Consider the following 23505-nt stretch of genomic DNA (forward strand, 5'->3'; position numbering starts at 1 on the left):
AGGGCCCCCGCCCGCTCCCCACCTCTTACCGCTTGAGCAGGGACCGCATCTTCTCGATCTCAGCGGACTGCGACGAGACGATGTCCCCCGCCATCCGCTTCGCCGCCGGGAAGCGTCCCGACGCCTGCTCGGCCTTCGCCATCTCCACGGCGCCCTGATGATGCTTGATCATCATTTCCAGGAAGGACGTGTCGAAGGCCCGGCCCTTCGCGGCCTCCAGGTCCTTCATGTCCTTCGCGGACATCATGCCGTCCATGCCGCCGTGGTGCATGGAGCCCATCCCGGACGACGGCACGGCAACGCCCCAGGACGTCAGCCAGCCGGTGAGCTGGGTGATCTCCGGGTCCTGCGCCTTCTTGATCGCGGCGGCGAGCGTGCCGACCTCGGGCGAGGACGCCCGGGACGCGGCGAGATCCGCCATCTCGATCGCCTGCCGGTGATGCGGGATCATCATCTGGGCGAACATGACGTCCTGGTCGTTGTGCGCCCCGGGCTGCGTCTCTGGCCGCGTCCCCGGCTGCGTCCCCGCGCTGGAGGACGAACCGGCCCGCATCGAATGCTCCGGCATCGAGCCGGAACCGTCGTCGCCGCAGGCCGTCAGCGTGACGGCGAGCACGGGGACGACGGCGAGCGCGAACACGCGCTTCATCGTGAAACCTTCCGTGTCGAGTTCTGTGACGGACCGTCCGGCGCACGCCAAAGGGCGCGTGCGCCACGGCCCCGTCACAGCCGCAACACGCTCAACAAATGCAGGGACGGTGTCGGCGGAGGCCGTCCACCCCGCAAGGTCCGGACGAGAGCCGACGTCCGCGGGGCCGGGACGACCCGTTCGCGCGACCGCAGAGCCAGCAGCACGGCGGCGGCGACGAGCACGAGCATCGTCAACATGGCCAGGCACACCTGGCCGCCCGGATGGTGATCGCCCGAGTCGTCGGGGGCCGCCGGAGCCTGATCGACGCCGTGCTGCCCGGCGCTCATCGACGTCAGCGGAACACCGGACATCTCCATCTGGTTCGGCGACGCCTGGAACCCGTGCATCGCCAGCACGCAGAACAGGAGGAACAGCCCGACGGGCAGCAGGAAGGCCCGCCCGTCACGGCGCCGATCCGCGCCCTTCAGCCGTCGCACCCGCCACTCCCGAGCCGTCCGTTTCCGGGGCCAGGGTAGTCGACGATCAAGGCCGGGCGATGAGGCCGCGGTCGAGGGCGACGATGACCGCGTGGGTGCGGTCGCTGACGTCGAGTTTCGCGAACACGCGCAGGAGGTGCGTCTTGACGGTCGCCTCCGCGATGACGAGGCGGCGCCCGATCTCGGCGTTGGACAGGCCGTCCGCGACGGCGTTCAGCACGTCGACCTCGCGCGGCGTCAGCGCGACCGGGGCGGGCGCCCGCATCCGCGCGACGAGCCGCTCCGCGACGCGCGGCGCGAGGACCGTCTCCCCGCGCGACGCGGCGTGGATCGCGTCCACGAGCTGCGCGCGGGTCGTGTCCTTGAGCAGGTAGCCGATCGCCCCGGCCTCGATGGCGTGCTCGATGTCGGCGTCGGTGTCGTAGGTGGTGAGGACGAGGACCCGCGTCCCGGCGGCGACGATCTCGGTGGTGGCGGCGACGCCGTCCAGGACGGGCATGCGCAGGTCGAGCAGCGCGACGTCGGGCCGGAGCCGTCCGGCCAGCTCGACGGCGGCGCGCCCGTCGCCCGCCTCCCCGACGATCTCGATGGACGGCTCGGCGGCGAGGAGCGCGACGACGCCCGCGCGCATGACGGTGTGGTCGTCCACGACGATGATCCGAATGGTGCGGCCGGTCATGCCGTGCCCTCCTCGGGGAAATCACGGACGGGGACGACGGCGAGGATCCGGGTTCCCTCGCCGGGCGAGCTGGTCACGGTCAGCTCGCCGCCGAGCTCGGCGAGGCGGCGGCGCATGCCGTCCAGGCCGAAGCCGCGCGAGTCCGCGACGGTGAAGCCGCGCCCGTCGTCGGTGATCTCCAGTTCGACGCCGCCCGGACGTCGGCCGAGGACGACGCCGACCGTCCCGGCGGCGGCGTGCTTGCGGACGTTGGCGAGCGACTCCTGCGTGCAGCGCAGCAGCGCGATCCGGGTCGTCCGGTCACAGGCGACGTCGGGCAGGTCGGCGGTGACGGTGAGGCCGGTGTCCTGCGCGAACCGGTCGAGGGTGCGGCGCAGCGTCGGCGCGACCGACGCGGCCGCGACGCTCTCCGGGCCCGCGCCGCCCGCCGTGCCGCCCGCCGTGCCGCCCGCCGCGCCCGACGCGACCAGCACGCGCGCCTCGGCGAGGTTCTCCCGGGCGGTCCGCTCGATCGACGTGAGCTGCTCCGCGCTCCGGCCCGGGTCGGCGGCGAGGCCGTCGCGGGCCGCCTCCGCCAGCACGACGATGGACGCGAACCCCTGCGCGAGCGTGTCGTGGATCTCGCGGGCGAGCCGTTCCCGCTCGTCGGCCGCGCCCTGGCGGCGCTGCGCCTCGGCGAGCCGCTCCCGCGCGTCCGCGAGGTCGGCGGTGAGGACGCGGGCGCGCTCGTCGCGCTGCCCGACGACCCGGTGCATCCAGAGGCCGAACAGCACCCCGGCGGCGTAGCCGACGAGGGCCGCGACGGAGTTGCCGGTGAGCAGTTCGCCGTCCGTCCCCTGCTGGACGGCGTTCCCGGCGACGGCCGCCGCGGTGGCCGCCCCGCTGAGGGCGACCGCCCGCCGCGGCCCGCCGCCGAGGATCCAGAAGTGCGGCAGCGACACGATGAGGAGCGAGGCGGCGCCGTCCATCAGGTAGGAGACACCGCCGAGCCCGGCGATCAGCAGGCCGAGGAACGCGTACCGGCGGACCACGATCGCGCCGGAGAGGATCTCGGTGAGCGGGTAGGCGAGGCCGAGCACGACGAGCAGCGCCAGCGTCGTCGAGCGGGTCGAGTCGGGCCGGTCCCCCACGGCGATCGCGTTCGGGACCAGCCCCAGCAGCACCCACGCGGCGGCGTACCACCTGCGCAGGGCCGCGTTCTGGCGCGCTCGCTCCATGCGCGTCAGCCTACTTTTCGGAGCGACCGCCCGGTCACGTCCGGGCCGGGGGCCGCCGCCGTCCGGGCGCGGCCCGGCCACCAGGTCCGCTCGCCGAGCAGCAGCAGGAGCGACGGCAGGACCACGATCCGGATGACGACGGCGTCCAGCAGAACGGCGACCGCCAGCGCGAACCCCATCTGCTTCATCTCCATGATGTGCAGGGAGACGAAACTCGCGAACACCGTGACCATGACGAACGCGGCGCTGGTGACGACGCCCGCCGAGCCGCGGATCCCGTCCAGCACGGCGGTGCGGGTCGGGACGCCGCGCAGCGCCGCCTCCCTGATCCGGCTGAGCACGAAGACCTGGTAGTCCATCGACAGGCCGAACAGGATCACGAACAGGAACAGCGGGACGCGGGAGCCGATCGAGCCCGTCGAGGTGAAGCCGAGCAGGCCCTCCGCCCACGTCCGCTGGAAGACGAGGGTCAGCATGCCGAGCGACGCGCCCGCGGACAGCAGGTTCAGCACCACCCCGACCAGGCCCAGGACGACCGACCTGAACGCCCACGCCGTCATCGCGAACGTCGCCAGCAGCAGCGCCCCGATGACGAGCGGGAGCTTGCGCTTCTGATGCTCGGGATAGTCGGCGTAGCGGGCGACGTCGCCGGTGACGGCGGTCTCGACGCCGAACCGTCCGGTGGACGCGGGCACGAGGTCCCCGCGGAGCGCGGTCAGCGTCGCGCGCGCGGCCTCCGACCCGGCGTCGCGCGGGACGGAGATCTCCAGCACGCCGATCCGCCCGTCCGGGGAGGTGCGCGGCGCGGACGTCCCGGCGAACCGGGGATCGGCCTGGACGCGGGCGGCCAGCGCGCCGAGCGCGGCCGCCGTGCGTTCCCGGTCGGCGCGGACGACGACCCGGTGCGTGGCCTTCAACTCGGGGAACGCCGCGTTGAGCCGGTCGAACACGCGCATCGCGGGAATGGCGCGCGGGTGGGTCTCGCGTCCCATGTCGGTGAGGTTCAGGCTCAGCAGCGGCGCGGCGAGCGCGAGCATGACGAGCACCCCGGCGGCGAGCGTCGCGGCGGGACGGCGTTCGACGGGACGCAGCATGGCGGCGGTGATCCGTCCGCCGCCCCGCCGGTTGCGGATCCGGCCGGGCCTGCGCGCGGCGCGCCGCTCCGCCCGCCGGCCGAGCTTCGCGAGCAGCGCAGGCAGGACGGTGAGCGAGCTGACGACCGCGACGAGCGTGACGACGATCGCGGCCGTGGCGATGGACGAGAAGATGACGTCGTCGGCGAGGTAGAGCGTCGCGCTGGACACGGCGACCGCCAGCCCGGACAGCACGACGGCCCGTCCGGACGTCGCGGCGGCCAGCTCCACAACGGCTTCCGGGGAGAGCCGTCCGCCGGAACGGGCCCGCTCCTCCCGTTCGCGCTTCAGATAGAACAGCGTGTAGTCGACGCCGACCGCCATGCCGATGAGCAGGATGACGCTGACGCCGACGCCCGCGTCCGGGAAGACGTGCGAGGCGAGCATCGACAGCCCGACCGCCGCCGCGATCGAGGACAGCGCCAGCAGCACCGGCACGACGGCCAGCGACACCGACCCGAACACGACCAGCAGGGTGAGCAGCGTGACCGGCAGGGCGATGACCTCGGTACGGGACAGGTCCGCACCGCGCAGCTTGTCCACGCCCTTGCCGATGGACGGCCCACCGGTCTCCTCGACCTTCACGCCGGGATGCGCGGCCTGCACCTTCGCCGTCTCCGCCTGCAACGGCGCGACGTGCTTCTTCCCGTCGAGTTCGGGGCCCCTCATGGTGATTTCGACCCGGACGGCCGTCCCGTCGTCCGACCGGATCGGCCGGGACACCGACTCGACCTCCGGCAGGAGGCGCATCCTGGACGCGGCGTCCCGGGCGGCGGCGTCGAGGGCCGCGCCCGGCCCGGCGGTGATCAGGATCTGCTCGACGGGCCGCTGCTGGAGGCCGCCCTCGGCGGCGATCGCCTCCGCGCGCCCGGCCTCGCCGATCCGGAAGTCCTCAGTGGACGCGGCGTTCCCGCCGATAGCGATCCCGGCGCCGAGGCACAGCGCGACGAACAGGAACCATCCGGCGATCGCCCGCCAGGGATGCCTGGCGCTCCAGCTTGCCGCCCGTGTAGTGAAGTTGCGAAGTGGGGGTTGCGTCATGCCGAAAATGCTCGTCCCCGACCCCCACCCGGCATGAGCCTCAACCGACTGAACCTCCCGTCCACCGATCGGTGGACATCCCCCCACGTGGACGTGATCAGTCACACATCACGGAAGGCCGATGAGTTTTCGGGATGTTCGGGGTCTGTTCTGGCATGACGACTTCCTATGAGCCCGCGGGGCGGACGCCTGCCGTGGTGCGGTTGCTGGTGCTCGCGACGTTCGTCGTGATCCTCAATGAGACGATCATGATCAACGCGATTCCGCGGTTGATGACGGATCTGCGGGTCGGCGAGCAGGCGGCGCAGTGGCTGTCGACCGCGTTCATGCTGACGATGGCCGCGGTGATCCCGGTGACCGGGTGGTTCCTGCAGCGGGTCAGCACCCGGCGCGCCTACGCCACCGCGATGGGCGTGTTCCTCGCCGGGACGGCGCTGGCCGCGGTCGCGCCGGTGTTCGAGGTGCTGCTGATGGCGCGGATCGTCCAGGCGTCGGGGACGGCGGTGATGATGCCGCTGCTGATGACGACGCTGATGACGGTCGTCCCGGAGAAGGACCGGGGCCGCGTGATGGGCAACGTGACGATGGCGATCTCGGTCGCGCCCGCGATGGGGCCGACGGTGTCCGGGCTGATCCTGCAGCTCGGCTCGTGGCGGCTGCTGTTCGCGGCGGTGCTGCCGATCGCGGCGCTGATCACCTGGCGCGGGCTCGGGAAGCTGGAGAACGTCGGGGAGCCGCAGCTCAGCACCATCGACTGGTTCAGCGTCGTCGCGGCGGCGGGCGGGTTCGGCTCCCTCGTGTACGGGCTGAGCCGGTTCGGGGAGGGCGGGAAGGCGCTGCCCGCGGCGATCGTCGTGACCGGGCTCGTCCTGATCGCGGTGTTCGCGGCGCGCCAGCTCCGGCTCCAGCGGCGCGGCGCTCCCCTGCTGGACCTGCGCGTCCTGCGCCACCCGACGTACGCGCTGTCGCTGCTGCTGATGTCGCTCGGGTTCATGGCGATGCTCGGCTCGATGATCCTGCTGCCGATCTACCTGCAGAACCTGCGCGGCCTCTCGCCCTTGCAGACCGGGCTGCTGGTGATGCCGGGCGGCCTCGCGATGGGACTGATCGGCCCGACCATCGGACGCCTCTTCGACCGCTTCGGCGCGCGGGTCCTGATCGTCCCCGGTTCGGTGGGGATCGGCCTCGCGCTCGCGGGCTTCACCCAGATCTCGCTGACGATGCCGTACTGGCAGGTGCTCGGCCTGCACGCGCTGCTCATGATCTCGCTGGCGACCACGTTCACGCCGGTGTTCACGCTCGGGCTCGGCGCGCTGCCGATGCGGCTGTACTCGCACGGCAGCTCGATGCTCGGCACGCTCCAGCAGGTCGCCGCCGCGTTCGGCACGGCACTGGTCGTCACGGTCATGGCCGGACGCGCCGAGAGCCGCGTCGCCGAGGGCGTCGGGCAGGCCGCCGCCCAGCTCGACGGGATGCGGCTGGCGTTCGTCATCAGCGCCGTGCTGTCGGCGGTGATGGTCGGGGTCGCGGTCCTGCTGCCGAAACGCCCGAAGCCCGTTGTGGAAACGGCCGCACCGGACGATGCGGCCGAACTCGGCGCGACTCCCGACGCGGGTCTCGAATCCGTCCACTGAACTGCGATAACAGAGTTTTTCAAAGCTGATCTGATCTCCCTGGAACTTCCTGACTTTCCGAGTCGTCAAACTGTCAACAAAGCGCAACACCCCGCGTACCCCGCGCAGCACGAGGGCCGCCAGGAAACGGGCCGGCGGCCTCCGCACCGAACGGGAGTTCCAGGGGAATTTCGCACATGCCAGTGAAAAGGGTGTACGACGTCGTGGCGATGCACGTGCCGATCGTCTACGACGCACACGGGGACCATGACCGCAACGGAATGATCTTCACCCTCGCGGAGCACGAGGGGACGCTGACCGAACTCCGAGAGACCTTTCCCACTCCTTTTCCCGACCCGCTGAAGGAGCCGGAGCGGCTCCCGAAACCCCATCCGCTGGTCCGGCCGCTCGTGCTGCGGGCGCGGGCCGGGGAGCGGGTCGTCGTCCGGTTCCGCAACGAGTTGCGGCGGCGCGCCGGAATCCACGCCCAGGGCGTCGGATACCGGGTGCGGAACGCCGACGGCGGCGCGGTCGGGCGCAACCCCGACTCGTCCGTCGAGCCGGGCGGTACCGCCACCTACGAATGGGACGCCTGGCACGAGGGCGTCTTCCACTTCGGCGACCTCGCCGACCTGCGCGGACGCGAGGACGGCTCGCAGGCGCACGGCCTGTTCGGCGCCCTCGTCGTCGAGCCGGAGGACGCCGCCTGGACCGACCCGGTCACCGGCGACCCGCTGGTCGACGGGCTGTACGCCGACGTCCACGTCCCGGGACGGCCGAGCTTCCGCGAGTACACGCTGTTCATGCAGGACGAGACGCCGAACGACAACCCCGTCCCGCCGCCGCACCCGACCTACGAGTGCGAGCGGCCCCGGCCGCACACGCACTCCCCGGCGGCGGGCGGGGAGCGGCTCGCGCCCGTCCTGTTCCCGGAGCACGGCGGCGACCACGACGGCGGCGGCCACGGGGACGGGCACGGGGACGGGCACGGGGGCGGGCAGGACGAGCACGCCATGTCGATGATGCTGATGAGCTACCGCACCGAGCCGATGGGCTGGCGCTCGCTCGCCTACGAGCGGCTGCTCGAACGCGGCGAGATCGACCCGGCGCGGGACGCGATCGTCGGCGAGGAGCAGCACCACAGCTCCTGGCTGTTCGGCGATCCGGAGACGCCGATCTTCCGCGCCTACGGCGGCGACCCGGCCAAGATCAGGCTGGTGCACGCCGGGGTGAAGGAGACCCACGTCTTCCACCTCCACCTGCACCAGTGGCGGGCGGCGCCGGAGCACGACGAGTCGCCGATCATCGACTCGATCACGCTCGGCCCGCAGCAGGCGTTCACGATCGAGCCCGTCCACGGGGCGGGCTCGGTGCAGGAGGCGACCGGCGACATCATCTTCCACTGCCACCTGTATCCGCATTTCCATTCCGGGATGTGGGGGATGTGGCGGGTGTTCGACGTCCTCCAGAACGGCGACGGGCACTACCCGGACGGCACGCCCATCGCGCCGCTCCGCCCGCTGCCGACCCGTCCGGCGCCACCCGCGCCTACGGCGGAACTGCCGGGATTCCCGGCATTCATGGACGGCTCGTACCCGCAGAAGTCGCCGCGCCCGCCGCGCACTCCGGGAATGCCTGCCGGAATGGGACGCGAGCCGTCCGCGCTGGAGCGGAACGCGTTCGTTCCCGACCCGCAGCCCGGCGAGGCTTTCACCAAGGTCACGCTCAATCCGGACGCCCCGGTGCGTCGCTATCACTTAGTGGTCATGCAGGGCACGCTGCACTATTTCCAGGGCAAGGAAAGTGGCGGGCACCACAACACCTGGCATGACCATCGCGGGGTGTTCTTCGTCCTCCAAGAGGAAATCGACGCGGCGGGCGGCATCGAGAAATTCCAGCGCGAACTAGAGGAGGGGAAACGGCGGATCGAGCCCATCGCGATCCGCGCCCGGAAAGGCGAGGTCCTCGAACTCACGCTCACCAACGCGCTGCCGCCCGGCTGCCACGAGGCGACGGCGTTCGACACCGTCCTGCCGTTCCAGCCGGAGGGCGGGCTGCACGTCCACCTGGTGAAGTTCGACCCGCTGGTGGCGGACGGCGCGAGCGTCGGCTGGAACTACCTGTCCGGGACGACCACCGCCGACGCGGGCGAGCGGGACCACGAGCGCTACCGCTCGTGGATCTACCGCTGGTACTGCGACGAGGAGTTCGGCGTCGTCTTCTTCCACGACCACCTGCTGGCCAACGAGCGGCAGCGGCACGGCCTGTTCGGCTCCATGACGGCCGAGCCGGAGGGCGCCGTCTGGGTCGACCCGCACGACCTCGACCGGGAGGTCCGCAACGCGGCGACCGCCGTGGTGAAGCTCCCGGACGGGACGGCCTTCCGCGAGCGGGTGATCCCGGTGGCGGACTTCGTCCCGCTGTTCGAGCACGGCGCCGGGGAGACCGGCAACCCGATCAACCCGCCGTCCTTCCCCGGCGCCATGGACGACCAGGGCTCCATGGCCGTCGGCTACCGGTGCGAGCCGCTGCACGAGCGTCCCGGCGACCCGGCCGACTGGTTCTCCAGCGCCGTGCACGGCGACCCGCAGACCCCGATGCTGCGCGGCTACCCGGGCGAGAAGGTGCGCGTCCGGCTCTACCAGGGCTCGCACGAGGAGCAGCACGGGTTCACGACCAGCGGGCTGCGCTGGCACGCCTGGCGGGACGACCCGCGCTCGCCGCTGCGCACCCAGCAGACGATCGGGATCTCCGAGGCGTTCAGCCTGCGCCTCGGCGAGGCGCCGGTGCCCGGTGACTACATGTGGTCGTTCTCGGCCATCGACGACACCTGGCTCGGCTGCTGGGGGCTGTTCCGCTTCCACGAGGAGGCGCAGGCCGACCTCCCGCCGCTGCCCGGCGCGTTCGCGGGCGACGGCCTCCCGCCGTTCGACCCGGCCACGGCGCGCCGGTACGACGTCCGGGCGGTCGCCCGCGAGATCGCCTACAGCGACCGGCGCAGCGACCCGTTCGGCCTCGTCTACACCGTCGACGGGACGGACGACGACGGGCCGCTTGTGCTGCGCTGCCGCGCCGGGGAATGGGTCGAGGTGACGCTCACCAACGAGGTGGACGTCCCGCCCGAGCCGACCCCCTACGACCCGCGGCTCCCGGCGCTCGACGAGCCCGCCGAGCGCGAGGTGTCGGCGCGCGTGTCGCTGCACCCGGTGGGGCCGCTGCGGTACGACGTCCGCGACAGCGACGGCGCGTACGCCGGGCACAACGGCGACGGCACCGTCAAGCCGGGCGCGGCCGTCACCTACCGCTGGTTCGCGGACACCCCCGGCGTCGTCCTCCTGGAGGACCGCGCCGACCTCCGCACCCACCGGCACCGCGGGCTGGTCGGCGCGCTGGTGGTGGAGGCGGCCGACGCGACGCCGAGGGGCGGCGCGTGGACGGGCCACCAGGCGACGATCCGCCGCCCGCAGGGCGACGACGTCCACGAACTGGTGCTCGTGCTCCAGGACGGCGTCCGCCAGTACCACCACGGCGACCCGACCCAGCCGGTGACCGACCTGGAGGACGAGCCCGAGGACTCGGGGCAGAAGGCGTTCAACTACCGCAGCGCCCACCTGCTCCCCTCGCGCCCGTCGCTGGCGGTCGACGAGCCGGGGACGCCGCTGCTCCAGTGCCGTCCGGGCGACCTCGTCCGGGTGCACCTGGTGATGGCGGCGGACCGGCCGCGCAACCACACCTTCCAGGTCCACGGCCAGACGTGGCCCATGGAGGAGCACCTCGAAGCGCCGCGCGTCGGCGCGATCGGCGGGCTGGCCAACGGGTCGCTGCGCACGCTGACCTTCAGGGCCGGTCCGCCCGGTGACTACGCCTACCGGACGGGCGCGTTCCGCTGGGCGCTGACCGAGGGGCTGTGGGGGGTGATCCGCGTCCGCTGACGCCTCTGCTCACGTCACTGAGCACCGCTGGCCGGTGGGGATGGCCCACCCCCACCGGCCTGCGGTTCCCCTTCTAAAGGGCGAGGACGCGGAGGAAGCGGTGCGGCTGGGCGGCGTCGCCGGGAGCGACGACGGGCGCGTCCGCCGCCTCGACCCAGGCGTGGAACCGGTACGGGTCGGGGACGGCTCCGAGGCACCAGTTCAGGCGGCGTCCGGTCAAGGCCGTCATGAGGACGGCCGCGAGGGACTGCTCCATGCACGCGGCGCGGAACGGGTACCGGCGGGCCGCGCGCTCGACGGCCGCGACGATCCGGGTGGCACGTTCTACCGGGACGTCCGCGCGGCACCACAGCCGGGTCAGCGACACGGCCGCGCAGGCGGCGCGGAACGGCGCCTTCGTCAGCAGCACGGCCGTCACCAGGAACGGGAACGCCGCCACCGCGAGGAAGCGGCCGGACGCGGACCGGGCGGGCACGGGGGCCTCGACCATGGTGGCCGCCTCGCCCGCCGTGCATGACGCCGGGTCGGCCTTGACGAGCCCGCGTTGGACGAGGTCGCCGAGCAGGCGCGCCGCGTCCTCGCGCAGTTGGTCGGCCGGGACGTCCGGGTGCCGTCCCGCGACGGCGGCGACGGACTGCTCGAACCCGGAGCCCTCGCTCCAGTGTCGCCACAGCAGCCCGGCGGTCGTGTTGAGCGCGTGCCATTGGCCGGTCTTGCGGTTGAGCACGACCACCCCGCCGTGCGCGTTGGACCGGTGGTCGAGATGGGCGGGCACTTCGATGGCGAGCATGGCGAACCTTCTCGGTCTGATGGGACTGCGGAAACGGAGTCAGGGGCGCGCGGCGGGCTCCGGGCCCGGCGGCGCGGGCAGGCTCGGCACCGGCGGCGCGGGCGAGCGCAGCCACGCCTCGGTCGCGAGCAGCGCGTTCAGCGACCCCAGCGGAACCTCCACGCCCGCCAGCAGGCGGTCGACGGTGCGCCCGACCGCGGCGGGGTCGACGATGCCGAGGTCGGCGAGCCGGGAGCCGGTGAGCAGCCCGCGGATCGCGGCGGCGGCGCGGCGGGCGCCGCGGTAGTCCTCGCCGGTGTAGTCGCCCTTGGTGCGGCGGCTCAGCACCTCGCCGGGCACGAGGCCGTGCACGGCGCGGGCGAGCAGCGGTTTGAAGGCGTCCGGCGCGACCTTCGCGGACGCCGGGACGCGCAGGCACGCCGCCACGACCGCGTCGTCCAGGAACGGCGCGTGCACGGCGACGCCGAGCCCCGCGCCGAGTTCGCGCAGGTGCCGTTGCGTGTCGGCGGAGTGCCTCAACTCGGTCCGCGCCGCCATGTCCGCCGCCGAGCGGACGCCGGGCACGGCGCTTCCTCCGGCGAGGTCGGCGAGGTCGGCGCGGGCGCGCGGGGTCAGCCAGCGGAGGGCCTCGGGTGCGACGGGCCACCAGGCGACGCCGTCCGGCCAGCCGAAGGCGCCCGGCTCCGGGGGCCGGGTCAGGGTCGCGGCCAGCGCGGACAGCGCTTCAGCCGGGCTGGACGCAGCCGTCCGCCGGGCCCGGACGGCGAGCCCGAACGCCGACGTGTGCCGGAGCCTCGCCTGCCGCGCGCAGTGCGCGGCGAACCGCCGCGCGGACCCGGGACGGGCGAGTTCGGCCAGGTAGGACGGGGCGGCTCCGAGCAGCGCGTCGGCGCCCTCCCCGGTCAGGTGCAGCCGCGCCCGCACGGTCGCGGCGTGCTGGAGCCGCAGCGCGGAGCGCCGCCAGGCGAGCGCGCCCGGCGCGGGCTCACCGAAGACGGCGGGCTCCCCGAGTGCCTGGTAGGGCAGGGTGTCGTCGGTGCCGTGCACGACCGCCGGACGCAGCCGGGAGTCGAGCGCGGCGCTCCGCGACGCCTCCGCGAGGTCGGCCGCCGGGACGGCGGGATGGTGGTAGGTGACGGCCTCGACCGGCGCGGCGGCGTGCCGGGCCGCGAGGAACGCGACGGACGTCGAGTCGAGCCCGCCGCTCAGATCGGCGGACACCGGCTCGGACTCGGTCGCGCCCGCGCAGCGCAGCCGGACGGCCTCGTCCAGTGCGGCGCGCAGTTCGCGGGCCCCTTCGTCCAGGGACACCAGTTCATGGGCGGAGCCGCTCGACGTGGCCTGTCGGCCGGACGCGGCGATGTGCATCCAGGTGCCGGACGGGAGCCGCGTGACGTCCTCGTACGGGGAGCGGTCGCCCCACAGGGGCATGACGTGCGGGCAGGCGATGCGCCCCGCGAACGACAGCGGGTCGAACGCGCGGCCGTGCGCCTCTGCCACGAGATTCGGATGGGTGCCGACGACCGTCTCCCTGGCCCGCCCGGACGAGTACAGCGGGAACTGCCCCGCCAGGTCGGTGCGCGCCTGGAACTCGCAGGCGTACGGCGGCCCGCCGGGACGCGGAAGCCGGACGATCAGGATGAGGCAGGCGCCGAAGCGCCCGGTGAGCCGGTCCGGGTCGCCGGATTCCATGGCGGCCCGGAAGTCGGCGGCGACCGTCCCGGCGTCGGCGAGGCGGTGCCCGGCGACGAGGAGCCGCGCGGACGGATGCCGGACCCGGATCACCTCTTCCGGGCGCCATCCGCCGTAGAGGCGGACGCCGGGGACGTCGTCCCACACCGGGCTCCCGGCGAGGGGCGGCAGGATCCCGGACGCGGACGCCACGGCGATCACGCCGGGCGGTGTGCCGCGGGCCATGGCATTACCAGTAGTACTGGGAATTGGCGTCGGAACTGCCGCTCGCGGAGCTGCCCTTGACGAGGTCGCGGACCGTGCCGACGTCCAGGACGGCGGGCGCCTCGTAATTCGATTCGGTGATCTTGGAGAGCGGGCCGGCAAGGTGGTCGGCGCCTTGGTCGGTGCGGCCGGGGAGGATGTCTCCGGAAAGGCTGGGAATGGTCATGGCGTTCCTCGCGTTCGCGGACATGGCCTGCTCATGCGCGCCGCCACCGCCGAGCACAACCTCGGGTTTCTTGAAAAAGCGTAACACCGAACGCGGCTCTGTAAAGCCGAACGCAGGCAAACTCTGGGTGGCAAAAATGGAGGATAGATTCAGAGAATTGGAGACTTTGAATCTAACGGTGCGCCGGACGCGCCATTGCGGCACCGTTAGAATCAGCCGACCGGAAATCGAGTACCGAATCAATCCCGGTAGGTGGTGCCCTCCAGGCCGAGCAGCAGCGCGCCCTGCGCGGACGCGTGCTCGACGGTGCTGGCCTCCACCACGAACCCGGTGTCGGCCTCGTAGGCGGCGGTCATCGCGGTGGCCTCGATCGCGTCCCGGCACGGGCCGAGCACCAGCGACCCGGCCTGCGCGAGGCTCCCGCCCACCACCACGACGTTGGGGTTGATGATGTTGCAGACGTTCCCGATGGCGTACCCGAGTTGCGTCCCGGCCTCGCGGAGCATGCGGCCCGCGAGCGCGTCCCCGGTGCGGGCCTTGTCGATCATGTCGGCCAGCCCGCGATAGGCGGTGATCTTGTCGCCGAGCACCAGCCGGGCCCGGTCGACCAGCCGGTCCGCGCCGATCAGGGTCTCCAGGCAGCCGCGCCCGCCGCACAGGCAGAACCGGCCGTTGGGGTCGACCATGACGTGCCCGAGCTCGCCCGCCACCCCGTTCGCCCCGCGGAACAGCCGCCCGCCCACGAACAGACCGGCGCCGACGCCGGTCGACGCCTTCACATAGAGCAGGATCTCCCGGCCGGAGTGGGCGTAGACGCTCTCGGCCAGCGCGCCGAGGTTGGCGTCGTTGTCGAGGAGGGGCCGCGGCAGCGACGGCCGCCCGCCGCCCCCGGCGGCGGCCCGCAGGTCGGCGAGCTCCTCGGCGAGCGAGACGTCCGGGACGCTCTCCTTCTCCCAGGGCGGCAGCGTCGGGGGCGCGAACCTGCCGGTCCGCGGGGAGATCATCCGCGGCACGGCGAGCCCGAGGGTGGCGAGGTCGTGCGGCTCGCCGAACTCCGAGACGAGCTCCTGCACCGCCACCGCCACCGCGCGCACCCAGTGCGTCTCGCCGCTGGACGCCCCGACCTGCAGGGTGCGGCTCACGCACTCGTGCCGCTCCTGGTGGGCGAGCCGGCCGACGATCACCGTCTTCTGGTAGCCGAGCTCGACCCCGACCGCGACGCCCTCCACCGGGGCGAGCCGGACGAGCGTGTCCCGGCCCTGCTTCTCCGTCCGCACGATCCCGTTGCGCTCCAGCTCGCGGACCGCCTCCGAGACCGTGGCGGACGACATGCCGCTGCGCCGGACGAGGTCGGTCTGGTTGCCCGCACGGCTCAGCACGGCCCGGATGATCTTCTGCCGGTTCTCCTGCTTCGCACCCCTGGCCCCGCTCAACAGCTCACGCAGCCGCACGCCCGTCCCCCTACCGTCGAGTCGACCCCGCCTCATTTCTCGGCCTTTTCAACATAAATGAGGCGGACATCGCTCGAAGTGAACTGACGTTCGGCTTGATTAAGCCGTTATGCGAAGCCCAAGACGCGCCGGATTCTCCGGTATTACGGCGCGCCGCAAACAGAATTGTGCGCCGTCCGACAGAGCTGGATCGGCGATGCCGGACCAGCGGCGGCGGATCAGCGGTGGTGGATCACGTGCCTGACCGGCTGCGCGCGAAGGCGCCCTTGGCGGCGACGTGGCGGTCGGTGATGAGCAGCACGGGTATTCGGCCGAGCATGTCGGCGTGCTGCGCGCCGCGGCAGATCATCCGTTCCCGGAACGGGGTGTCGGACACCAGCAGCTCGCCTATCCCGGGGGCCTGCAGAACGCTCCCGCCGAGCCACACCTCCGCGCCCTCCGGGTGCGAAACGAGCAGCAGGTCGCGGAGGAACTGGCCGAGGATCCCGCCGTACAGCGCGAGCAGTTCGCGCGCGAAGCCGTCGCCCGCACCGGCCGCCGCCGTGAGCACCGGGCCGAGCTCCCCGCCGCCCGCGATCCGCTCCGCGACCCGTTCCCGCAGGTCGGGGCCCGCGTCCCGGCGCGTGCCGAGGAAGTCGTACAGGTGCCGGAACCCGGCCAGGCCGCCGAGCACCTCCTCGACCGTGACGACCGGCCCGCCCGCCGACGCGCGGACGAACCGCAGCAGTTCCTCCTCGTCGTCCGTCACCGGCTGCCACGACATGTGGCCCGCCTCGCTGGACCGGACGGCGCCGTCCGCGTCCACGACGGCCGCGCCGACGCCGGTGCCGATCGCGACGACCGCGCGGGCCGCGCCGCCGAGCCTCGGGACGTCGGGCAGCAGCGCGCGGTAGCCGTCCCCGCCGAGCTCCCCCGCGCCCATCGCGGTCGCGACCAGGTCGTTGACGACCACGACGTCCACGCCGTGCGCGGCGCCGAACACCGCCCGGCGGAACACCGGCCAGGCGGGCCGGTTCGTCACGTGCACGTCGCCGTCCGGCAGCACCCGGCCCGCGACGCCCGCGACGAGCGCGCGCGGAACGCACCCGGCCAGCCGGAAGCAGTCGCTCAGCAGGTCGTCCAGCGAGTCGTACCGCTCGCACCGCGTCTCCACGGACCGGACCTCGCCGGTGCGCGGATCGGGGAAGCGCATGTGCGCCTTCGTGCCGCCGACATCGACTCCGGCGCCGCCGGTGCGCGGCAGTCCGCGCCCGGGTCCGTCCGTCCTGGCCGTCATCACCACTCCCTCTGGGACGTTCATGGCACTTCCCGCTCCTTTCCCTGGACGTCCTGCTGGGGCCCGCCGAAATGCACTGACCTGATCCAGCGCAGTCGGCGCAGGACGTGTTCGATGTCGTCGACGGCCGAGCGCAGCGCAGTGCCCTCGCCGTCCGGTTCCCGGACCGCCGTGGACAGGACGAGTTCCGCCGCGCACGCGACCAGCTCGCCGGTCGCGCGGACGACCCGTCCCTCGTAGCCGGTGGCGCTGCTCGCGGCGGCCAGCGCCGCGAGGCGGTCGAGCGCGGCGTCCAGCGCGGTCGCGGCCTCCTCGGCGGTCGCCGGTCCCGAGGCCGCCGGTCCCGAGGCCGCCGGTCCCGAGGTCGCCGGTCCTGCCGCCGGGGCGGTCGTCTCGGCGTCCGCGGTCATTCCGACGTCCCGGAGCGGCCGCGGATGAGCAGGCGGGGCAGGCTTTTCAGCATGTGCGTGCTCTCCACGTGGGTACGCGCGATGTTGAGGTCTTCGAGCGCGGTCAGCTTCGCCAGCGGCGACACGTCCCGTACCCGGGTGCCCTCCAGGTCGATGGACCGCAGTTTGGTCAGGTTGGCGAGCGGCGACACGTCCACGACGGGCGCGTCCACGAGCGACAGCTCCTCCAGCCGGGTCAGCCCGGCGAGCGGGCCGAGGTCGCGGACGGACGTCCCGCTCAGGTCGAGGACGCGCAGCATCCGCAGCGGCGCCAGCTCCTCGGCGTCGGTCAGCGCGCACGACACCTCAAGGTGCCTCAGCCGCGGCACCGAAGCCAGGTACGGAAGGTAGGCCGGGTCCTGGACGACGACCGGGATGCCGGTGAGGTCCATCCCGGCGAGGACCTCGGTGGCGAACGCCTCGGGCGTCTGCGAGTCGAACCAGGCCCGCAGCACCTCGGCCCGGACGGCCTCGTTGTGGTGCCCCTGGAAGCGCTTCAGCATCCCGAGCGTCTGCGGCCCGCCGACCAGCCGGATCGTCAGCACCGTCGCGGCGGCCTGCTCGCCGCGCGGCGGCCGCCCGTCGATCGCCTCCGCGAGCAGGTCGAGCACGAACTCCCCGGCCGCCGCGAGGCTCGCCGCCTCGTCGGCGTTGCGCGGCGGCAGCAGGCCGCGCGTCTTGCTGCGGATGCGCTCCGACAGCTCGGGGTCGACGATGTCGACGTCGGCGATGCAGGCCGCCGCGAGCAGCCACAGCCGCCGCGCCTCGGTGGACCCGCCGCGCTTCTCGGCCCGCGACACGAGCCCTTGGAGGATGAGCCGCTGCCGCTGGTCCTCGCGCTGCTGCTGCCCGACGACCATGATGAGGACGTCCTGGAAGAGCGGGTCGTCGGCGTTGCGGAGCAACTCGTCGACGTAGTTCTTGCGGAACACCTCGATCCCGGCGAGGTAGTCCTGGAAGCTCGGATGGCAGAACTCCATCAGGTCGCCGTCGAACTGGAGGACCCCCGACCGCTCCACGAGGCGGCGCAGCACGAGCGCCGCCGCGCTCTGCCCGCCCGTGTGCCCGCCTGTGTGTACGCCTGTGTGTACGCCCGGATGCCCGCCCGCGTCCGGGAAGTGGACGCGGACGCTGGGCAGCAGGTCCTCGATGAGGTTGAGGGCGTCGCGCTCCGGGATCGTCCGGCGGAAGTTGTGGGTCATCCACATCGCCATGTTGGCGAGGAACGCCTCGCTCTGGACGTAGGTGAGGCTGACCGTGTCCTCCGGCACCCCGCGCTCCCGGTCGAGGTTCTCCAGCAGCATCTCCAGCGCGGCGCGGTACAGCGCGATGCGCCCGCGCGGAAGCTCGGCGCTGCGCACCCGGTTCAGCGCGCACAGCACGCTGCACAGCAGCGGGTTGGTCGCCAGCCTGGACAGGTCGCGCCGCTTGAAGAGCGCCTTCTTGAGCGCCTCCTTCGGGTCGGGACGGGCGTCGGCGTCGGCCGAGACGACCCGCGCGCTCCCGTACCAGCGGTCGATGAACCGGTCCACCTGGAGCGGGGTCATCGGGTCGAGCGTGGTGGTCACGTAGCCGCGGCGGCGCAGGACGCGCTGCTCCTCGTCCAGCTCACCGGCCGGACGGGAGGTAACGACGAACCGCGCGTCCGGGAACGCCTCCTCCAGCTCGCGCAGCCAGTCGAGCACCCCGCGCCTGCACCGGGACGGCACCTCGTCCAGGCCGTCCAGCAGGACGGCGGCGCGCCCGCTGAGCAGCAGTTCCGAGGCCCAGCCCTCCGGGATCGTCCCCTGGAGCGTCCGCAGGGCCTGCTCCGGGAAGGTCTCCGGGACGGGCAGGTCGAGGTCCCCGTTGCGCAGGAACTGGCGCAGCCGGAGCGGGAACGGCACGACGTCGCGCCAGGACTGGAGCTGTTCGGGGAGCCGGTCGCGGCACAGGTTGAGCGTGAGCATCTTCAGCAGCGTCGACTTGCCCGCGCCCGCCGACCCGATCAGCAGCACCCGGGAACTGGTGGCGAGCAGGCTCTCGAACGGACGGCCGCGCGCCGTGGTCCGCCCCTCGCCGCCGTCCGCCGACTCCGTCCCGCGGTCGGTCCGCACCCGTGTCGACAGTTCCACGTACGCGGTGTCGAGCGGGTACTCCACGTCCTCCTCGGGCAGCGCCAGGCCGAACAGCCTGGTGTTGCGGTACCGCCGGGAGAGCAGCGCGCGGTAGCGCTCCTCGAACGGCAGCGTGACGCGGTCGCCGCCGGGGAGGCGCTCGTCCAGCTCGCCCAGCTTGCGGAAGATCTCCAGGAGCGTCCGCGCGGTGAACTCGGGGTTGCGGGTGAAGTACTCGACGATCTGCGTGGCGCAGGGCCCGACCATCAGCTCGTAGAGCCGCAGGCCGCGCTCGCTCAGCCCCCGCGCCGGGTCGTTCGCGGCCTCGGTCATCGCGGCGGCGAGCCGGTCCGGGTCGGCGTAGACGTCGTGCAGGGTCTCCCAGGTGACGTCGCCGAGCGCCATCAGCGTCTGCGCGACGGCCTCCACGACGGCGTCGCCGTCGTCCTGCAACCGCAGGTCGGGGTGCTCCTCGGTGACGACCCGCGCCATCTTCCCGGCCAGCCTCCGGACCTCCCGCGCGACGATCGTCCGCGCGTCGCCCCGGCTGAGGACGCCCCGCCCCTTGAAGCCGATCTGGTCGGCCAGCCCCGCGCCGGGCAGCGGAGCCGGCATGAGCTTGCCGATCAGCGGTTTCACCACCGCCGCCGCGAGCGGGCCGATCGGTACGTCCACGAGACCACCCCTCCCGCGACCGCCGGGGGACGGTCGCGGAATTACCGCCGAAATCAACGCCGCCGGGAGTGTAACGCGGAATGGAAAGGCGTCCCGTTTCGATCTTGAATGAAGGCCACATTTGGACACTTCATTTCTAACGGTCGGATCGTGCGATCCAATGTCGCGGCATTTTCTTTTCGACGGAAAAGGGCGGCCCGGCGGCCGCGGTCAGCGGCCGGTGGAGCCGGCGGGCGGGGCGGTGAGCGCGTAGATCAGCAGGACGCACATCGCGATCGTCAGCACCGACCACAGCGGGAACGCCTGGAGGAACGCCAGGTGCCCGATCGCGGCGACGACGGCGAAGAAGACGCCCACCGCGCGGGCCCACAGCTTCCCGGACAGGATTCCCGCGCCGACCGCTATCTGGACGATCCCGAGGATCAGCCAGATCCAGCCCCACGCGGTGTAGTCGAAGACGAGGATCCTGTTCTCGCCGACGAGGTAGTAGTTGTCCCGGAAAAGGGCGACCAGCCCGTCGATGATGTTGAACGCGCCGACCACCAGCGAAAGGGTCCCGGCGAAGGTCAGCCAGCCGGACGTCCGGTACCGCCGCTCCGGGACGGAGCCGGCGCCATGGGTCATCCTGCTCGTCATCGAACCTCCCTGAATCAGGTACCGGGGTGCTAATCACGTGGTACCGGGGTGCAGGGAGAAATGCCACAGATCGACCCCCGCAAACCCTGATCAATGGCCGCTTGTCCATTTCTTGAACGGCGATTTACCGTCGTCCGGCGCGGGGTCAGTCAGACGTGACCGCGCCGAGGCTGCGCAGGACGAAGGTCGTCACCCGCGCGACGGTCTCGGCCAGGTCGCGGGTCCCCTGGCCGAGCGGGTAGCGCTCGGCGCCGAGGCAGGCGAGGACGAGGTGCGCGGTCCCGGCGGGGTCGCACGGCGCGAACTCCCCGGCCTCGACGCCGTCCTCGATCATCTCCGTGAGCAGCTGCCCCAGCGGGCGGACGTGGGCGTGCATCTCCCGGTAGCCGTCCGGCCCGAGGAGCGTCGCGAGCTCCGGCCCGGCGGGCTGCGGGTAGGCGACGAAGTCGGCGAGCTGCTCCCGGACGTACACGGTGATGCGCTCGGTCGGCCCGGCGGCGTCCGCCAGCGCGCGGTGCAGCTCGTCGGTGAAGCGGGTCGTCTCGTGCTCGGCGTGCGCGATGATCAGCGCGCGGACGTCGGGGAAGTAGTTGTAGACGACGCTGCGGTTCAGCCCCGACCGGCTCGCGACCTCGGCCATGGACAGCCGGTCGACGCCGTCCTTCGCCATGATCTCGCGAACGGCCACGAGGACGCGCTCGCGCGTCGCGGCGCGGTGCTCGTCGAGGGATCCGGTGATGCGGGGCACGCCCGCATGCTAGAAGGCCACAATACTACGAGACGTAGTAGCAAACTGTCTGTATCGTTGCCCGCGTGAAATCCGACACGGGCACAACGACCCCCGACGCCGACAGCGACACCGACGTCGACGTCAGCGCTGCCTGCGCGGTGAACGGCCTGGTCCGCGCCTACCGAGGCGCGGACCGCCGCGCGGTCGACGACGTCTCGTTCGACGTCCGCCCCGGCGAGGTGTTCGGCGTGCTCGGCCGGAACGGCGCGGGAAAGACGACGCTGGTCCGCATGCTGGTCGGCCTGCTGCGCCCCGACGACGGGACGGTGCGCGTCGCCGGAGCCGACGTGACCGGACGAGCCGCCGACGCCGCCGCGCACGTCGCCTACCTGCCGCAGGCCGAGTCCGCGCTGACCGACATGAGCGTGCGGACGGCGGTCGAGACGACGGCCCGGCTGCGCGGCCTTCCCCGCGCGGGCGCCCGCGCCGAGACCGCCGACCTGCTCGCCGAGCTGGAGCTGACCGGCCTCGCGGGCACGCGGGTCGGGAAGCTGTCCGGCGGGCAGCGCAGGCTCGCCGGGGTCGCGGCGGCGCTCGCCGGCGGCCGCCGCCTCCTGGTGCTGGACGAGCCGACCACCGGCCTCGACCTCGACGCCCGCCGCGCCGTGTGGCGGGCGCTCGACCGGCGGCGGGCCGGCGGCGCGGCCGTCGTCCTCGTCACGCACAACGTGCTGGAGGCGGAGACCGTCCTCGACCGCGTGCTGGTGCTGCACCGGGGCCGGACGGTCGCCTGCGACACTCCGGGGCGGTTGAAGGAGCGGTTCGGCGGGCTCGTCCGGCTCGACCTGTCCTGGCGGGACGCGCCGCCGCTCAGCCCCGCCGATCTCGGCGGCGACGTCCGCGCGACGGGGAACCGCTGGTCGGTGCGGCTGCCGGTGGAGGACGCGCGGCGGGCGCTCGACGCCGTCCTGACCGGGGCCGCCTACGCGGCGCTCGACGACTTCGGCCTCGCACCGCCCAGCCTGGAGGACGTCCTGCTCGCCTGCGACGCCGACTCCGGCCGGGAGGAGAGCGCATGATACCGATGATCACGAGCATCGCCGCCGTGCACTCCGCGCAACTCGGCCGGGCCCGTGCGGGCGGCGGCGCGGTGGTGGTCGTCGCGACCGTCCAGTCCCTCGCGATCCTCGCGCTGCTGCGCGGCGTCGGCGGGACGGCCGACGCGGGCGCGCGGGCCGCCGTCGTCTCCGGCGCCGTCCTCACGGTCGTCGCGTTCATCGCCTGGAACCTGCTCGCGCAGCGGCTCGCCGCGCTCAAGGCGGGCGGCGGGCTGGACTACTACGGGACGCTCCCCGTCCGCCCGGCCGCCGTCGTGCTCGGGTTCTGCTCCAGTTACGCGGTGTTCGCCGTCCCCGGCGTCGTGCTGACGGCGGTCGCGGGGATGGCGCTGTTCGGGCTGCCGTTCGCGCAGGTCTGGGTGCTGATCCCGGCGGCGGTCACGGGGGCCGTCGCGTTCGGCGGGCTCGGCGCGCTGAGCGGGCTCGGCCCGGCCCGCCCGGAGACCGCGACGCTCGCCGGGCAACTCGGCCTAACCGCCGTGATGTTCGCCGGGCTGATCCCGCCCGGACCGCTGCCCGGCTGGGTCGCGGCGGCCCGCGCCGCGACACCGCTCGCCTACGACGTGGACGCGTTCGCGTCCGCGCTCACCTCGCACCCCGACTGGCCTGGCATCGCGCTCCGCCTCGCCGGATCCGCCCTGTTCGGCGTGTGCTGCCTGGCCCTCGCCGCCCGCGCGTACGGCCGGTCCCTGAACCGCTGACGGGCCCCTCCAGGTTCGCCCGTCCCGGTACGATTCGGCGGGCGAGTACGGATTTCGGTACCAGCGACCTTCGGGTGAGGCATGGCAGCGAGCGGGCGGACGCCCGGAAGGCGGCCCGGCGCCGCGCGGACCCGCGAGACGATCCTCGACGCGGCCCGGCGGTGCTTCGCGGAGGACGGCTACGCCGGAACCTCCATCCGGCGGATCGCCCGCGACGCGGACGTCGACCACGCGCTCGTCCTCCACTTCTTCGGCACGAAGGACGCGCTGTTCGGCGTCGTGCTGCGGTCCGTCCCGCTGCTCTCGGGCCTCGTCCGCGAAGTGGACGAGGGCGGTCCGGACGGCCTCGGCGAGCGGTTCGTCCGCGGCTACCTCGCCCTCTGGGAGGACCCGGACGCCGGGCCCTGGCTGCGGGTCGTCGTCCGGGCGGCGTCCGCGTCGCCGAACGCGGCGGCGGCGCTCGCGTCCCTCGTCGCCGACGAGGTCATGGCCGTCCTCGCCCGCCGCGTCGGCGGGGCGGACGCGGAGCTGCGCGCGAACCTCGTCGGCGCCCAACTCCTCGGCGTCGCGACGGCCCGCTACGTGATCCCGACGGAGCCCCTCGCCTCCGCCGCCCGCGAGGACGTGGTCGCTCACCTGGCCCCACTGGTCCAGCACCTCATGACCGGCGAGCCCACCGCACCCTGACCCGATCGTGCCACCCGCCCGGAACACCTGC

At 73.1% G+C, this 23505-nt stretch carries 19 protein-coding genes; 5 read left to right on the plus strand and 14 right to left on the minus strand.

Annotation, left to right across the window (positions count from 1 at the left end; all coding sequences use genetic code 11):
• Positions 1 to 25 precede the first annotated feature (25 nt).
• The 5 genes from FXF65_RS17145 to FXF65_RS17165 all read right to left on the minus strand — a co-directional run bounded on the left by FXF65_RS17145 (position 26) and on the right by FXF65_RS17165 (position 5198).
• Positions 26 to 649: a DUF305 domain-containing protein gene (locus FXF65_RS17145; protein ID WP_148350960.1), complete on the minus strand. Its 624-nt coding sequence runs from the start codon at positions 647 to 649 to the stop codon at positions 26 to 28.
• Positions 650 to 723: 74 nt separating this feature from the next.
• Complete coding sequence (locus FXF65_RS17150) at positions 724 to 1128, minus strand: DUF6153 family protein (RefSeq protein WP_148350961.1); 405 nt, start codon at positions 1126 to 1128, stop codon at positions 724 to 726.
• A 46-nt stretch (positions 1129 to 1174) separates the two neighbouring features.
• Positions 1175 to 1807, minus strand: a complete 633-nt coding sequence (locus tag FXF65_RS17155; RefSeq protein ID WP_148350962.1) for a response regulator — start codon at positions 1805 to 1807, stop codon at positions 1175 to 1177.
• Positions 1804 to 3024, minus strand: coding sequence for a sensor histidine kinase (locus FXF65_RS17160; RefSeq protein WP_148350963.1), 1221 nt, complete (start codon positions 3022 to 3024; stop codon positions 1804 to 1806). Before FXF65_RS17160 ends, FXF65_RS17155 begins: the two co-directional genes overlap by 4 nt.
• Before the next feature lie 5 nt (positions 3025 to 3029).
• On the minus strand, positions 3030 to 5198 hold the full coding sequence (locus tag FXF65_RS17165) for an MMPL family transporter (protein ID WP_148350964.1): 2169 nt from the start codon (positions 5196 to 5198) through the stop codon (positions 3030 to 3032).
• Between the two features lie 155 nt (positions 5199 to 5353).
• Here FXF65_RS17165 and FXF65_RS17170 point away from each other — a divergent pair, with 155 nt between their 5' ends.
• Entirely contained in the window at positions 5354 to 6832 is a 1479-nt protein-coding gene (locus FXF65_RS17170) for an MDR family MFS transporter (RefSeq protein ID WP_148350965.1), read from the plus strand.
• A 176-nt stretch (positions 6833 to 7008) separates the two neighbouring features.
• Complete coding sequence (locus FXF65_RS17175; RefSeq protein ID WP_148350966.1) at positions 7009 to 10743, plus strand: multicopper oxidase domain-containing protein; 3735 nt, start codon at positions 7009 to 7011, stop codon at positions 10741 to 10743.
• A 73-nt stretch (positions 10744 to 10816) separates the two neighbouring features.
• On the opposite strand, the gene FXF65_RS17180 is transcribed toward FXF65_RS17175, so the two are convergent.
• The 9 genes from FXF65_RS17180 to FXF65_RS17220 form a co-directional block, all read right to left on the minus strand.
• Complete coding sequence (locus tag FXF65_RS17180; protein WP_148350967.1) at positions 10817 to 11533, minus strand: lasso peptide biosynthesis B2 protein; 717 nt, start codon at positions 11531 to 11533, stop codon at positions 10817 to 10819.
• Between the two features lie 39 nt (positions 11534 to 11572).
• Positions 11573 to 13450 carry an asparagine synthase-related protein gene (locus tag FXF65_RS17185; protein WP_148350968.1) on the minus strand — a complete coding sequence of 626 codons (1878 nt, stop codon included), beginning with the start codon at positions 13448 to 13450 and terminating at the stop codon, positions 11573 to 11575.
• A 4-nt stretch (positions 13451 to 13454) separates the two neighbouring features.
• Entirely contained in the window at positions 13455 to 13655 is a 201-nt protein-coding gene (locus FXF65_RS44680; RefSeq protein ID WP_222868612.1) for a lasso RiPP family leader peptide-containing protein, read from the minus strand.
• Between the two features lie 239 nt (positions 13656 to 13894).
• Positions 13895 to 15106 carry an ROK family transcriptional regulator gene (locus FXF65_RS17195; RefSeq protein ID WP_187412350.1) on the minus strand — a complete coding sequence of 404 codons (1212 nt, stop codon included), beginning with the start codon at positions 15104 to 15106 and terminating at the stop codon, positions 13895 to 13897.
• Between the two features lie 232 nt (positions 15107 to 15338).
• The gene (locus FXF65_RS17200) at positions 15339 to 16406 is read right to left on the minus strand and encodes a glucokinase (protein WP_148350971.1); all 1068 of its coding nucleotides are present in this window, start codon (positions 16404 to 16406) and stop codon (positions 15339 to 15341) included.
• Entirely contained in the window at positions 16403 to 16792 is a 390-nt protein-coding gene (locus tag FXF65_RS17205) for a hypothetical protein (RefSeq protein WP_148350972.1), read from the minus strand. The genes FXF65_RS17200 and FXF65_RS17205 overlap by 4 nt, the downstream gene beginning before the upstream one ends.
• Entirely contained in the window at positions 16789 to 19602 is a 2814-nt protein-coding gene (locus FXF65_RS17210) for an NACHT domain-containing protein (protein ID WP_148350973.1), read from the minus strand. The genes FXF65_RS17205 and FXF65_RS17210 overlap by 4 nt, the downstream gene beginning before the upstream one ends.
• Positions 19603 to 19812: 210 nt before the next feature.
• The gene (locus FXF65_RS17215; RefSeq protein WP_148350974.1) at positions 19813 to 20238 is read right to left on the minus strand and encodes a DUF7144 family membrane protein; all 426 of its coding nucleotides are present in this window, start codon (positions 20236 to 20238) and stop codon (positions 19813 to 19815) included.
• 145 nt (positions 20239 to 20383) lie between these two features.
• Complete coding sequence (locus FXF65_RS17220; protein WP_148350975.1) at positions 20384 to 20986, minus strand: TetR/AcrR family transcriptional regulator; 603 nt, start codon at positions 20984 to 20986, stop codon at positions 20384 to 20386.
• 65 nt (positions 20987 to 21051) lie between these two features.
• Between FXF65_RS17220 and FXF65_RS17225 the strand changes: the two genes are divergently transcribed.
• The 3 genes from FXF65_RS17225 (at position 21052) to FXF65_RS17235 (ending at position 23474) form a co-directional block, all read left to right on the plus strand.
• Positions 21052 to 22047 carry an ABC transporter ATP-binding protein gene (locus FXF65_RS17225; RefSeq protein WP_222868613.1) on the plus strand — a complete coding sequence of 332 codons (996 nt, stop codon included), beginning with the start codon at positions 21052 to 21054 and terminating at the stop codon, positions 22045 to 22047.
• A 5-nt stretch (positions 22048 to 22052) separates the two neighbouring features.
• Entirely contained in the window at positions 22053 to 22787 is a 735-nt protein-coding gene (locus tag FXF65_RS17230; protein ID WP_148350976.1) for an ABC transporter permease, read from the plus strand.
• An 81-nt stretch (positions 22788 to 22868) separates the two neighbouring features.
• Complete coding sequence (locus FXF65_RS17235) at positions 22869 to 23474, plus strand: TetR/AcrR family transcriptional regulator (protein WP_148350977.1); 606 nt, start codon at positions 22869 to 22871, stop codon at positions 23472 to 23474.
• Positions 23475 to 23505 lie beyond the last annotated feature (31 nt).

The sequence above is a fragment of the Actinomadura syzygii genome (genome assembly GCF_008085905.1).
GTDB classification, from domain to species: Bacteria; Actinomycetota; Actinomycetes; order Streptosporangiales; family Streptosporangiaceae; genus Spirillospora; species Spirillospora syzygii.